Raw genomic sequence first — 12,686 nt, 5'->3', positions numbered from 1 at the left:
CAGCCGAGCGGGGGCAAGCCCCCTCGCCACAGGGGTACGGTTCACAGATCGGATCTTTTTTCTCCACTCACTCTCCACATTCCCCCCACAAAACCCCCACACAACCACCACAGACTCTCCCCATCCAAACAGGGAGAGATCCATGAACCGCAGCCTGACTTTAAAACTGGGGGCGATTGCCCTTTTGATTCTGCTGTTGCTGATTCCGCTGCTGATGATCAACGGCATCATCAATGACCGTCAGCAACTGCGCGACGGTGTCCTTGAAGACATCGCACGCAGTTCCAGCTACAGCCAGCAGCTGAGCGGCCCGATCATGGTGGTGCCGTATCGCAAAGTGGTGCGCACCTGGAAAACCAATGAGAAAACCAGCAAGCGCTACCAGGAAATCGGCGAAGAACGCGGTCGGCTGTATTTCCTGCCGGAGCGTTTTGAACTAGACGGCAAGGTGCAGACCGAATTGCGGGCGCGGGGGATTTATCAGGCGCGGCTGTTCCATGCCGACAACCGCATCAGCGGTCATTTCGCGCTTCCCGAGCAGTGGGGAATCAAGGAAGATTTCGTCGACTATCAGTTCGATCAGGCATTTCTGGCGGTCGGTATCAGCGATATTCGAGGGATCGAGAATGCCCTGAAACTGGAACTCAATGGCCAGAACCTGGACTTTGTCCCGGGCTCACAAGTGAGCTGGCTGGGTGAGGGTGTGCATGTGCCGTTGCCGGGGCGGGACGTCAGGCAGGCCACGCAACTGGCGTTCGCGTTTGACTTGCGCCTGCAAGGCACCGGGCAGTTGCAGATCATCCCGGTCGGCAAAACCAGCAAGGTGCAATTGGCCGCCAACTGGCCTCACCCAAGCTTTATCGGCAACTACCTGCCGACCCAGCGTGAAATCACCGGAGCAGGGTTTACCGCGAATTGGCAGACCTCGTTCTTTTCCACCAACCTCGAAGAAGCCCTGTCCAACTGCCTGGCCAGCGAGCGATGCGAAGAATTCAAGAGCCGCAGCTTTGGGGTGAGCTTCATCGAACCGGTGGATCAGTACCTCAAGAGCGACCGGGCGATCAAATACGCGCTGCTGTTCATTGCCCTGACCTTCGCCGGATTCTTCCTGTTCGAAGTGCTCAAGAGCATGGCAGTGCATCCGATCCAGTACGCGTTGGTGGGTGTGGCGCTGGCGTTTTTCTATCTGTTGCTGTTGTCGCTGTCCGAGCACATCGGGTTTGCCTTGGCTTATATGTTGTCAGCTGCCGCCTGCGTGGTGTTGATCGGCTTTTATGTCAGCCATGTGCTGCGCAGTCTTTGGCACGGCTTGAGTTTCGCGGGAGGGTTGGCGGCGTTGTATGGCCTGCTGTATGGCTTGCTCAGTGCCGAGGACTACGCGTTGCTGATGGGCTCGTTACTGCTGTTTGGGCTGCTGGGTGTGTTTATGGTGCTGACTCGCAAACTTGACTGGTATGGGATTGGTCAGGGCAAAGCCAAGCCACTGGAGTTTGATATCGAGGTGACCCGTGAGTAGGTCGTTGGGGTTGCGGGAGGATCAAGTGGTGGGGGCAAAGCTGGCGATTAAAATCGCCAGCTTGTTTCCTGTACGTCAAGACCGTCGCGGGGTGGTCAGGATCCTCTACATTTTGCCCAGCGGGTCGTAGTGGTAGTGACACAGTACGGTTTCGCGAGGGGAAGTAGGCATTGACTGAGCTCCATGCAATGCCCAAAAAAATGGATCTTCAGCATCGGAATTTTTTCAGTCTTTGCCTACTAGTAGAACTGCTAGGGTGCCGCTCGTCTCCGAGCGGCGGCTTCAGTAAGGTCTGTTTTTGCGAGCACGTTACGCCGAGAGGTTCATCAACTTTGACGAAGTTCCTTCAGGTTGGGGTTGAGAGCTGCATTTTCATTTGCATTGGACTGTGGTCCGGGGACACGCGCTCCAGGTTGCGCATCACCTTGCAGATGACGGGTATTTTCAAAGTTACCTTGGCTGGCAGGTGTGTGGTTTGCCGGATTTTGGGTAGTTTGAGATCTGGGCCTTGTTGATGGCTGCATCTCAAAGGCCTCAGGAGGTGTATTCACTGAACGGCGCGAGTCCATCGCCCTACGTGCATTGATTTGCGCCGGACGTGCGTTGAATTTCGCCATTATCCGAGGTCCCATGGCAGCAAGGCCTAGTGCTACTGCGGACACACCTAAAAGAGCGATTGAAGTGATTCTTAGCGGGTTAGCTATATCCTCATCTTTTATGAATTTCGAAGCAACACTCCCAGCTATCCCTGTTAAGAGCGCACCGGAGGAAGCTAATTTTAAAATTCCAAACACCGAAAAGTGCCCAGTCGGATCACTTTGATTTACCGGATCCCCAGCGCAATATCCATACGCATTCAACCCTCCCTTGCCAAATGGACTCCAACTGTCCGGGCTGTTGAACCGCATCAACACCGGATTGAACTGCCTGTAACCATTGCCCAAATGATAATGCCCGGTTATCGGATCCGGTCGTTCGCCGTTGAACCCGAGCAAGCTGAGTAAACCATTCTCCTGCGGGCGATGGCCGTAAGGTGCATAGGTGAGGGGGTGAGGCCGGGTCGCGTCGAGCGCGTTTAATACCGAACGTTGTTGATCGGTTGCCAGTAAGTGGGTGTCAATCCGGCCACCTTGGGACTGCTGTTGCGCCAACAGTTGGTCGTCGTGCTGGAAAATGCTGCATTGCACCGGGCCTTGTATTTCGGTGGCCAGGCGGGATTCGCAGTAAAAGCGCTGGATGCCGGGTTCTTCGAATAGCGTGCAGTCTGCCAAGCGGTCAAGGGCATCGTGGTGGTAGCGACACAGTACGGTTTCGCGAGGGGAAGTAGACATTGGCTGAGCTCCGTGCAAGGTCCAAAAAGCTGGCCTTCAGCATCGGCGTTTTTTCAGTCGTTGCCTAGCTAGCAGAACTGCTAGGGTTTTGGGCTTGCAGGAGTATCAGAAGTTGGCGACACGGAGTGCTGGGTTGTTTCGTCTGGATCCGGGGTGGTGCTATCGCGAGCAGGCTCGCTCCCACATTGGTCTTGCATTGATTCCCCTATCGCGAGCAGACCTGAATCCGTGGGAGCGGGCTTGCTCGCGATGAGGGCAGGTCAGTCACTGCTTATTCAAACCGGTGGCTGGGTCTCCAGCATCGACGGCCGCTGACTGACTTCGGCATACCAGTCGGCGAGTTTCGGGTTGGCTTTACGCCATTTCAGGTCTGGATGGCGGAAGTCCAGGTAGCCGAGGGCGCAGGCCACGCTGATGGCGGCGACGTCGAAATGGCAGGTGAGTTCGGCGATCGCATCGGCTTCGAACACGGCCAGGGCGCGGCGGATTTTCTCGCGTTGGGCTTCGAGCCATTCGTCCCAGTGTTTTTCCGGGGCGCGCAGGGCGACTTCGTATCGCACCAACACCGAGGCGTCGAGGATTCCATCGGCCATCGAGGCCAGGGTCAGGCGCCGCCAGCGGGCCGAGCCGTCGCGGGGGATCAGCGGGTTGCCGACGTGCTGGTGGTCGAGGTAATCGAGGATCACCCGGCTGTCGTGCAGTACGTTGCCGTCGGCCAGGCGCAGGGCCGGGATTTTGCCCAGCGGGTTGTCCCGGTTGAGGGCGGCGTCCGGGCTGACCGGGCTGAGTTGGCTGTTTTGCAGCGCTACGCGATTCAGTTGGCCGGTTTCGTGGAGCAGCACCATCACTTTGCGAACGTAGGGCGAAGCCGGGTTGTGGAATAAGGTCATGCTGGGGGCGGACATGGGTTTTTCTCACAGGATGGGCAGGGGGTTAGCCTATTAAGTTCTGTGGTGGCTGGCGAGGGGTTTGAATCGGGGAATGATTCGGTGCCTGTGGGGCCGCTATCGCGAGCAGGCGCGCTCCCACAGGGTTTTCGGTTGGCCACAGACTTGTGATCAGCGGCCGATCCAGTGTGGGAGCGAGCCTGCTCGCGATGGGGTCCTGTCAGGCACCAAGAATTTCAGCCCCGAGCACGCCCTTTGAACAACCCCCGCAACCCAATCACCGCCGGCATCCCCAAGCCAATCCAGCTCAATCCATCCCACACACCCTCCCCGAGCAGCGCGGCGAACAGTCCGGTGGCAGTCAACAGACCAAGGACCATGGGCGTACCGAAGACCTTCCAGAAGTTCGATTGTCTGGGCTTCACGAGGCAGTTTCCACTTCAGCGATCACCGGTTTTGCCGCCTTGCGCCGCACTGCCCACAGATACACGCCGCTGCCCAGGACGATGATCGTCAGCACATCGAGCGCCGCCCAGAGGATCTTCATCGGCATGCCGCCGTAGTCGCCGAAGTGCAGTGGTTGCGACATGCCCATGGCGTCCATGTACCACGGCCGTTCGGCGACGGCGGTGACCTGCAGGGTGTTGGCGTCGATCAGCACCGGGGTCAGCAAATGCGAGGTCAGGTGGGTGCTGCCTTTCATGAATACCGCGTAGTGATGCTCGCTGGAAAACCGCGTGCCGGGGAAGGCGATGAAGTCTGGCTGCATGCCTGGCGCCACGCTTTCGGCAATCTCGAGCAAACGGCTGGCTGGCGCCAGTTGGGTCAGCGGCGGGGCGCCGCGGTAAGGTTCGATCATTGCGCTGAGGCTGTCATTGCGCCAGGCGGCGATCAGCAGGTCGGCGCAGGCGCTGATCACCCCGGTGACACCGACCACCAGCGCCCAGGTCAGGGTGACCACGCCGATCAGGTTGTGCAGGTCGAGCCAGCGCAGGCGGGTGGATTTGTCCTGGCGTACCGTGGCGAATTTCAGCCTGCGCATGAACGGCAGGTACAGCACCGTGCCGGAAATGATCGCCAACACGAACAGGATCCCCATGAACGCCAGCAGTAATTTGCCCGGCAGACCGGCGAACATGTCCACGTGCAGACGCAGCATGACCATCATCAGCCCGCCATTGGCCGAGGGGACTTCCAGGGCTTCTCCGGTGCGGGCGTCGAGCATGAAGGTGTGGGACGAGTTGGGTTCGGTGCCGGCGGTGGGCGCCATGATCGCGATCACGCCGTTGGGGTCTTCTTCATCCCAACCGAAATACTGCATCACCTCGCCCGGCCGATGGGCCTCGGCGGCGCGCACCAGCTGTTGTAAATCCAGCCGCGCGGTGTCGGCCGGCAGCTGCTTGAGCTCGGGCGCGTCCCCCAGCAGGTGATCGATCTCGTGATGAAAAATCAACGGCAAGCCGGTCAATGCCAGCATCAACAGGAAGACGGTGCAGATCAGGCTGGTCCAGGTGTGGATAAAGGACCAGCGGCGGATGGTTGTGCTTTTCATCGGTTATCCAAATGCAAAAAGGGCCACCGCACGGTGGCCCTTCAATCATGGTGTGCGGCTTAGAACTTGTAGTTAACGCTGGCAACGACGTTGCGTTCGTCGCCGTAGTAGCACCAGTAACCGTCACAGTTGGACAGGTAATCCTTGTTGAACAGGTTCTTGGCTTCGACCGCGACCGTGACCCCCTTCATGCTGTTGTCCAGGCGCCCGAGGTCGTAATGCACAGCGGCGTCATAGACGGTGTAAGAGCTGACATGGGCAACATCGGTATTGGTGGCGTTGCCATAAGTGTCACCCACGTAGCGTACCCCGGCACCTACGCCGAAACCGTCGAGCAGACCCGCGTGCCAGGTGTAATCACCCCACAACGTGGCCTGGTTGCGCGGGATCAGCGCCATGCGGTTGCCGACTTCGGTGGCCAGACCCTTGCGGATCTCGGTGTCGGTGTAGGTGTAGGAGCCGATGACCTTGAAGTTGTCGGTGACCTCGGTGGTGGCCTCCAGTTCAAGCCCGCGAACCTGCAGCTCGCCGACCTGGCGGGTGAGGCTGCCTTCGGTCACGTTCACGTTTTCCTGGCGCAGGTCGTAGACCGCTGCGGTCAGCAGGGTCTTGCTGCCCACCGGCTGGTACTTGACCCCGACTTCGTACTGACGGCCTTCGGTCGGCTTGAACGACTCGGTGGCCGAGACGCTGGCGCCAATGCTCGGCTGGAAGGACTCGGTGTAGGAGATATAAGGGGTCACGCCATTGTCGAACACATAGCTGAGGCCGACGTTGCCGGTGAAGGCTTTGTCGCGCTGGGTGTTGGTGACATCGTTGTTGTTGTAGAAGGTGGTGCCGGTGTGGACCCAGTCTTCACGACCGCCGAGGGTCAGGCGCCAGTTGTCCAAGGCCATCTGGTCCTGGACGTACAGGCCGGTCTGGCGGGTCTTCTGGTTGAAGTCCTGCAGGGCGAAGTAAGTGACGCCGGACATGTCCGCCCCGTGGATCGGGTTGTTGACGTTGATCGGCGGCACGCCCATGCCGTACAGCCACTGGTAATTGGTGTTGGAGCGCTGGTGATCCAGGCCCAGCAACAGGGTGTGGCTGATTGCACCGGTGGCGAAGTCAGCCTGGAAGTTGTTGTCGACCGCGAACTGGCTGATGTCTTCGTTGACGATGCCCGACTCACGGTTGACGTTGCCATCGGCGTCGACGGTATTGAAGGTGTTGACGTTCACCGCCTGGAATTCCAGGTCGCTCTTGGTGTAGCGCAGGTTCTGACGGAATTGCCAGACGTCGTTCAAACGGTGTTCAAAGGCATAACCCAGGGCGTAGTAGGTGCGGTCGTAGTAGTCCCAGTCCGGCTCGCCGAGGTTCTTGTGATGGGAAATCTTCCCGGCCGGCGAGCTGAGCTTGGTGCCCTGCAGCGGCAGGAACTGGCCAGTGATGCCGGTATCGTCGCGGGTGTACTGGGAGATGAAGGTCAGGCTGGTGTCTTCATTGATGTTCCAGGTCAGGCTCGGCGCGAGGTTGTAGCGCTTGTCCGGGATATGGTCGACCGGAGCGTTACTGTCGCGCACTACGCCGCTGACGCGGTAGAGAAACTGGCCTTGGTCATCGATCTTGCCGGTGCTGTCGAAGTTGATCTGTTTGTGTTCGTTGCTGCCAGCCTGGGCTTCGACCTGGTGAGCGCTTTCGGCCTGCGGACGACGGCTGACCATGTCGAGCATGCCGCCCGGCGGGGTCTGGCCATAGACCGAAGAGGCCGGGCCGCGCAGTACGGCGATGCGCTCCAGGTTCCAGGGCTCGACTTTCGGGTTTGCGAACGAGCCCTTGGGCAGCGGCAGGCCGTCGAGGAACTGGGTCGGGTCGAAGCCACGCACGCGCAGCCAGTCGGCACGGGAGTCGGAGCCGTAGCCGCTGCTCTGTACGCCGGCGGTGTAACGCAGTGCGTCATTGAGGTTGAGCACCTGGCGCTCATCCAGCTGTTCGCGGGTGATAACGGTCATCGAGCGGGGGACTTCAACGATGGCGGTATCGGTCTTGGTCCCGGCAGCGGTTCGAGTGGCCACGAAACCGGCGGCTGGTCCCCAGGCACTTTCGCTGTTTTCCACGCCGATCACCGCCGTTTCCGGCAGGGCCATCACCCCCTCAGGAACGGTCACCAGGCTGTAGGTGCCGGCGCTGCTTTGTTCCAGTTGCAGACCGGTGCCGCGCAGGGCCTGGCCCAGGGCGCCGGCGGCGTCGAACTGGCCATTGACCGGTGCCGAGGTTTTACCGGCGGCCAGCGACGGATTCAGGCTCAGCGCCAGACCGGCCTGGCTGGCGATCTGGTTCAGGGTGCTGGCCAATGGCGCCGCCGGCAGATTGTAGGCGCGAACGCTGGACGCCTGTTCGGCGGCAACCACGTGGGTACTGGCCAAAGGGGCGCAGAAGGCAATGGCGACGGCCAACAGGCTGGGGCGCAACAAGGTGTCTAGCGAGCGGGACATACAGCGGCTCCTGAATGGAAATATTTCTCAATTGCCTATGTGCCGGACGAGATTCAAAAAGTGATAGGGCTGATTGAAAATAATTTAGATTCAGAAAGTGGGAGGGTACATCTTGGCGGAGTGTGGATCACTCCCCTGTGGCGAGGGAGCTTGCTCCCGCTGGTCCGCGAAGCGGACCCAAAACCAGCCACCTCGTTTTATCAGGTAAATCGCGTTGGCAGGCTTTACGACTGCTTCGCAGCCGAGCGGGAGCAAGCTCCCTCGCCACAAGGGGATCTGCGTTCAGAATCAGGGTTTGGTCTCAGCCTTCGCCACCACCGTCACCCACCACGGCGTGTGCTGTGCGATCTGCACCGGCAGGGTCGGCAGCAGGGCGGTCAGCGCCAGGTCGGTGTCGTGCAGCGGGAAGCTGCCGGTGATTCGCAGGTCCGCCACTTGCGGCGCGACCCCCAGATGGCCACGCCGATAACGCCCGAGTTCGTTGACCAGATCCGCCAACCGGGCGTTATCCACCACCAGCATGCCGCGGGTCCAGGCGTCGGCTCCCGGGTTCAGCGCCAGCAGTGGACCAAGGCCGTCCCGACGCATCAGCACTTGTTGGCCTTCACGCAGAATCTGTTCGTCAACACTCGATTGCGGATGTGCGGCCACGGCCGATTGCAACACGCTCAGCCGCGTTCCTTGCTCTTCGAGCTTGACCAGGAACCGCGTACCCAGCGCGCGCATCTTGCCTTCGCGGGTTTCGACGATAAACGGCCGGGCATCGTTGTGGCCGGTTTCAATGAGAATTTCACCTTCCAGCAGTACGATTCGCCGCTGCTTCTCATCAAAACGCACATCCAGCGCGCTGTGGGTGTTGAGGTTGATCTGCGTGCCGTCGGCCAGTCGCAGGGTGCGTTGCTCGCCGGTGGCGGTGCGTTGGTCGGCCAGCCAGTAATCGAGCGGCAGATAACGTTCACCGGCGAACAGCGTCAGACCGCAGACCAGCATCACACTGGCCAGCCCGCTACCGAGCTTGCGGACCCTGCGCCGAATGCTTTCCCGCGATTGCAACAAGGCCGAGCGGGCCGGGCCGCTGGCGACACTGAAGCGTTGATCGAGCATGCCCAGCTGCCGCCAGGCGCGAGCATGCTCCTCGGTGGCGGCGTGCCATTTGGCGAATTCTTCGCGCTCTATGGCGCTGCCGTTGCCGGAGTCCAGCGACAGTTGCCAGGCGATGGCGGCATCCAGGACCCGCGCCGAGACCGGTTTGGAGTTGACCTGGTTCATGCCGGCTCACCGTACAGGGCGATGTAGCACTGACGAATGCCTTGGGCCAGATACTGCCGCACTCGAGGCACGGACACCCCGAGACGCTCGGCGATTTCAGCATGGCCCAGACCATCGATACGGTTAAAAAGGAAGGCCGCGCGTGCCTTGCTCGAGAGTTGGCCAAGCAGGCGGTCGATGGCCTTGAGGTCTTCGAGAATCAGTTGCTGTTCTTCCACTGAGGGTTGTTCGCCCACCGGGATCAGCATCAGTTCGGTGAGGTAGGCCTGTTCCAGTGCGGCGCGGCGGAAGTAGTCGAACAGCAGGCCTTTGGCGATGGCCACCAGAAACGCCCGCGGTTCGCGCGGGGTTTTCAGTTCATCGCGGCCCAACAGGCGGACGAAGGTGTCCTGGCTCAGGTCTTCGGCCCGTTGCGGACAGGCTACATTGCGCCGCAGCCAAGCCAGCAGCCAGCCGCGATGGTCGCGATACAACGCGCCGACAAGCTCACTGTGAGGACTTTGGGCTGACGACACGAACATCACCAATCGAGAAGTTTAAACTAACGAGAATTATTCGCGATTGTGTCAGAGGCGGGAGATGTAAGCAATTGGCGCTGGTCGGGATCCTGAGACTGGCGATGTCTCCCGTAGCAGCTGCCGAGCCTGCGAGGCTGCGTTCGGCCGCGTAGCGGTCGCAATTCAGATACCGCGGTTTTCCAGGCAAACCGCGTCAAGCCATTTACGACCGCTTCGCGGCCGAACGCAGGCTTCGCCAGCTGCTACGGGAAATCGCGTCGCACTCTAGAACGAATGCGCCTGCTTGCGACGCTTCCACTGGTTCAGCCGTTGTTGCAGGTTCAGCGGGCTATGAATTTGCTGCTGTCGCGCCCGGCTGAACAGGATCAGGGCCAGCTCTGCTGTGGCCAGCGCATCGGCGCTGGCGTGGTGGCGTTCGCCAACCTGCAGATTGAAATAGTCGATCCATTGATCCAGCCCGGCTTTGCTGACGTGCGCTCGGGGGCAGAGCAACGGCGCCATGTCTGCGACATCGAGAAACGTGTGCTGCAAGCGATAACCCAGGCTGTCTTTCAAGGCCCGCCCAAGCATGTGCTGATCGAACGGTGCATGAAAGGCCAGCAACGGGCTGTCGCCGACGAACTCCATGAAGTCCAGCAAGGCTTCGGCCGGATCGCTCCCGGCGGCAATCGCGCTGGGGCCCAGGCCGTGGATCAATACCGCGGGGCTGAGCTTGTGATCTTCGCGCTGCAAGGTTTGTTCGAATTGTTGGCTGAAGTCGATCGCCCCGTCTTCGATCACCACCGCGCCGATGGACAGCACCACGTCCTTGTTCAGGTTAAGCCCGGTGGTTTCCAGATCCAAGACCACCCAGCGTTGCTCGCGCAGGCTGCATTCGCTCAGTTCCGGGGCGGCTATCAAGTGCTCCAGTCGCTGTTGCTGCTCGAGCGTCAGTTTCGGGCCGTCGGGCCTTAGCCAGGAGAACAGACTCATAGCTGATACCGCAGGGCCAGGCTGCTTTGCAATCGCTGGGCCTGGCGCAGGGATTCACGGAGGATTCGCCGATCCAGGTGATTGAGGCTGTCAGGGTCGACCCGGTTGGAGTAGGGCAGGTTCTCGCGGGTTTGCAGTTGATGCTGCTGCATGCGGGTCTGCTGAATGAAGTGGTAGGCCTCCTCGTACGCAGCACCGTCCAGCCGTTCGATGACTTCCCGGGCCACCAGTTGCTGCAAGCGCTCCAGCGTATTATTGGCTTCGATGCCATTGGCCAGGGCCAGTAGTCGGGCGCCGTCGACGAAGGGGGTGAGGCCCTGCACTTTCAGGTCCAGGGTGGCTTTCTCGTTACCTTTGCGGGTCAATACAAAGTCGCGGAAGCGCCCCACCGGCGGACGCTGGCGCAAGGCGTTCTCGGCCATCATGCGCTGGAACAGGCGGTTGTCGGCGACCTGGTCGAGAATCTCGTGGCGTAATTGCTCACAGCCTTGTTCATCGCCCCAGACCACTCTCAAGTCGAAATAGATGGTCGAACTCAGCAGGTTCTCCGGCGTCGCTTCACGAATAAACGCCGCGAAACGTCGGGCCCATTCGGCGCGGGACAGGCACAGCTCGGGGTTGCCGGCCATGATGTTGCCCTTGCACAGGGTGAAACCGCAGAGCGCCAGGCTTTGATTGATCTGCTGCGCCAACGGCAGCAACTTGCCACGGATCTCGGCAGCGTGGGCGGCGTCTCTGGCCTCGAAGAGGATGCCGTTATCCTGATCGGTATGCAGGGTCTGCTCGCGACGACCTTCGCTGCCGAAACACAGCCAGCTGAAGGGTACGCCGGGATCGCCTTTCTCGGCCAGGGTCAGTTCGATGACCCGGCACACGGTATGGTCGTTGAGCAGGGTGATGATGTGAGTAATCTGGGTCGAGGACGCGCCATGGGCGAGCATGCGCTCCACCAGTTGGCCAATTTCGCCGCGAATCGCCACCAGGTGGTCCACCCGAGGTGCGTTGCGGATGGTCCGCGCCAGGTGCACCAGGTCGACCCGTTGCAGGGAAAACAGATCGCGCTCCGAGACCACGCCGCACAGGCGATGATCCTTGACCAGGCAGACATGGGCGATATGCCGTTCGGTCATGGCAATCGCCGCATCGAACGCGCTGTGATCCGGCGTCAGGGAAAACGGCGCCTGGGTCATATGCCGTTCGATGCCCTGGTTGAAATCACCGGTGCCATCGGCGACTACCTGGCGCAGGTCGCGCAGGGTGAAAATGCCGACCGGGGCCTTGTGCTCGTCGACCACCACAATGCTGCCGACCTGTTGCTCGTGCATCAGGGTCACGGCTTCACGCAGCGGTGTCGTCGGGCTGCAGGACACCGGATGGCGCATGGCCAATTCACCCAGACGGGTATTGAGCGAATACTGGGTGCCGAGGGTTTCCACGGCTTTTTGCTGAACCTGCTGGTTGACTTGATCGAGCAGGCTGCTGACCCCGCGCAGGGCAAAGTCGCGGAACGGGCTGGACAGCGCGAACAGCTTGATAAAGGCCAGCTTGTTCAATTGCAGGCAAAACGTGTCGTCGGCCGCCAGGTGTTCGGTGCGGGTTGCGCGTTCGCCGAGCAGTGCGGCAAGCGGGAAACACTCGCCCGTGGCGATGTCAAAGGTGGTTTCGGTGCCGCCCTTGGCGGTATGCGGGCGCTCGCCGACGACTCGCCCTTGCTTGACGATATAGAAGTGCTCAACCGTGCCGTCAGCGGGCTTGATGATGCTGTCGCCCGGTGCGTAGAAGCGCAGTTGGCATTGCTCGACCAGGTAGGCCAGGTGAGCGTTTTCCATCTGATTGAAGGGCGGGAACCGTTGCAGGAACTGCATGGTGCCGTGGATGTTCTGCAACACCGCGGTTTTCCCTGCCTGGGTGAAGGCATCCTCTTTATTCATAACCATTACCGCAGTTTTTTTTGAATTGTTGTGGTTGAGTCATCAGTCATCCTCAACCCCTCTGGCCCGGGTGCCCATTGGACGTAAGTCTAGGTAGCCAGCAAGTTAAATCGAAGTTTCGGATAAGCCCTACAGAGCCCAGGCAAAAACTGTCATAAGCTCTATTTGGAGTTATCCGACGAAGTGCACATTGAAGGTCTGTTTGGTGATGTCTGAGCATTTGCCAAGGGATTGAT

General features: G+C 60.2%; 10 protein-coding genes. 1 reads left to right on the top strand and 9 read right to left on the bottom strand.

The genetic code is table 11. From position 1 onward, the window contains the following. The first annotated feature begins 142 nt into the window (after positions 1-142). Positions 143-1,516 (top strand): cell envelope integrity protein CreD, encoded by a 1,374-nt coding sequence (gene creD / locus F8N85_RS14070; RefSeq protein ID WP_150804203.1) that lies wholly within the window; start codon positions 143-145, stop codon positions 1,514-1,516. A 326-nt stretch (positions 1,517-1,842) separates the two neighbouring features. On the opposite strand, the gene F8N85_RS14065 is transcribed toward creD, so the two are convergent. From F8N85_RS14065 to F8N85_RS14020, 9 genes are all read right to left on the bottom strand, one after another. Then, entirely contained in the window at positions 1,843-2,847 is a 1,005-nt protein-coding gene (locus tag F8N85_RS14065) for an RHS repeat-associated core domain-containing protein (RefSeq protein ID WP_150804202.1), read from the bottom strand. A 275-nt stretch (positions 2,848-3,122) separates the two neighbouring features. Next, positions 3,123-3,752 carry a glutathione S-transferase gene (locus F8N85_RS14060; protein ID WP_150804201.1) on the bottom strand — a complete coding sequence of 210 codons (630 nt, stop codon included), beginning with the start codon at positions 3,750-3,752 and terminating at the stop codon, positions 3,123-3,125. 218 nt (positions 3,753-3,970) lie between these two features. Then, positions 3,971-4,159, bottom strand: coding sequence for a hypothetical protein (locus F8N85_RS14055; protein ID WP_150804200.1), 189 nt, complete (start codon positions 4,157-4,159; stop codon positions 3,971-3,973). Continuing rightward, positions 4,156-5,286 (bottom strand): PepSY-associated TM helix domain-containing protein, encoded by a 1,131-nt coding sequence (locus tag F8N85_RS14050; protein ID WP_150804199.1) that lies wholly within the window; start codon positions 5,284-5,286, stop codon positions 4,156-4,158. The genes F8N85_RS14055 and F8N85_RS14050 overlap by 4 nt, the downstream gene beginning before the upstream one ends. 59 nt (positions 5,287-5,345) lie before the next feature. Further along, a complete protein-coding gene (locus tag F8N85_RS14045) occupies positions 5,346-7,760 on the bottom strand; it encodes a TonB-dependent siderophore receptor (protein ID WP_150804198.1) in 2,415 nt (804 codons plus the stop codon). Between the two features lie 288 nt (positions 7,761-8,048). After that, positions 8,049-9,029 (bottom strand): FecR domain-containing protein, encoded by a 981-nt coding sequence (locus F8N85_RS14035; RefSeq protein WP_150804197.1) that lies wholly within the window; start codon positions 9,027-9,029, stop codon positions 8,049-8,051. Further along, positions 9,026-9,550 (bottom strand): RNA polymerase sigma factor, encoded by a 525-nt coding sequence (locus F8N85_RS14030; protein WP_191636182.1) that lies wholly within the window; start codon positions 9,548-9,550, stop codon positions 9,026-9,028. The genes F8N85_RS14035 and F8N85_RS14030 overlap by 4 nt, the downstream gene beginning before the upstream one ends. A gap of 261 nt (positions 9,551-9,811) precedes the next feature. Beyond that, complete coding sequence (locus tag F8N85_RS14025; RefSeq protein ID WP_150804195.1) at positions 9,812-10,519, bottom strand: PolC-type DNA polymerase III; 708 nt, start codon at positions 10,517-10,519, stop codon at positions 9,812-9,814. Continuing rightward, positions 10,516-12,456: a putative nucleotidyltransferase substrate binding domain-containing protein gene (locus tag F8N85_RS14020; RefSeq protein ID WP_150804194.1), complete on the bottom strand. Its 1,941-nt coding sequence runs from the start codon at positions 12,454-12,456 to the stop codon at positions 10,516-10,518. The genes F8N85_RS14025 and F8N85_RS14020 overlap by 4 nt, the downstream gene beginning before the upstream one ends. Positions 12,457-12,686: the final 230 nt, after the last annotated feature.

It is taken from the genome of Pseudomonas fluorescens, from assembly GCF_902497875.1.
Classification (GTDB): Bacteria; Pseudomonadota; Gammaproteobacteria; order Pseudomonadales; family Pseudomonadaceae; genus Aquipseudomonas; species Aquipseudomonas fluorescens_BR.
This window is presented reverse-complemented; position numbering and strand designations above follow the sequence as displayed.

Excerpts from the sequence above, each read along its gene's own strand:
- F8N85_RS14035 (WP_150804197.1), bottom strand. The coding sequence starts at position 9,029 with ATGAACCAGGTCAACTCCAAACCGGTCTCGGCGCGGGTCCTGGATGCC.
- F8N85_RS14050 (WP_150804199.1), bottom strand. The coding sequence starts at position 5,286 with ATGAAAAGCACAACCATCCGCCGCTGGTCCTTTATCCACACCTGGACC.
- F8N85_RS14030 (WP_191636182.1), bottom strand. The coding sequence starts at position 9,550 with ATGTTCGTGTCGTCAGCCCAAAGTCCTCACAGTGAGCTTGTCGGCGCG.
- F8N85_RS14025 (WP_150804195.1), bottom strand. The coding sequence starts at position 10,519 with ATGAGTCTGTTCTCCTGGCTAAGGCCCGACGGCCCGAAACTGACGCTC.
- F8N85_RS14045 (WP_150804198.1), bottom strand. The coding sequence starts at position 7,760 with ATGTCCCGCTCGCTAGACACCTTGTTGCGCCCCAGCCTGTTGGCCGTC.
- creD (WP_150804203.1), top strand. The coding sequence starts at position 143 with ATGAACCGCAGCCTGACTTTAAAACTGGGGGCGATTGCCCTTTTGATT.
- F8N85_RS14020 (WP_150804194.1), bottom strand. The coding sequence starts at position 12,456 with ATGGTTATGAATAAAGAGGATGCCTTCACCCAGGCAGGGAAAACCGCG.
- F8N85_RS14065 (WP_150804202.1), bottom strand. The coding sequence starts at position 2,847 with ATGTCTACTTCCCCTCGCGAAACCGTACTGTGTCGCTACCACCACGAT.
- F8N85_RS14060 (WP_150804201.1), bottom strand. The coding sequence starts at position 3,752 with ATGTCCGCCCCCAGCATGACCTTATTCCACAACCCGGCTTCGCCCTAC.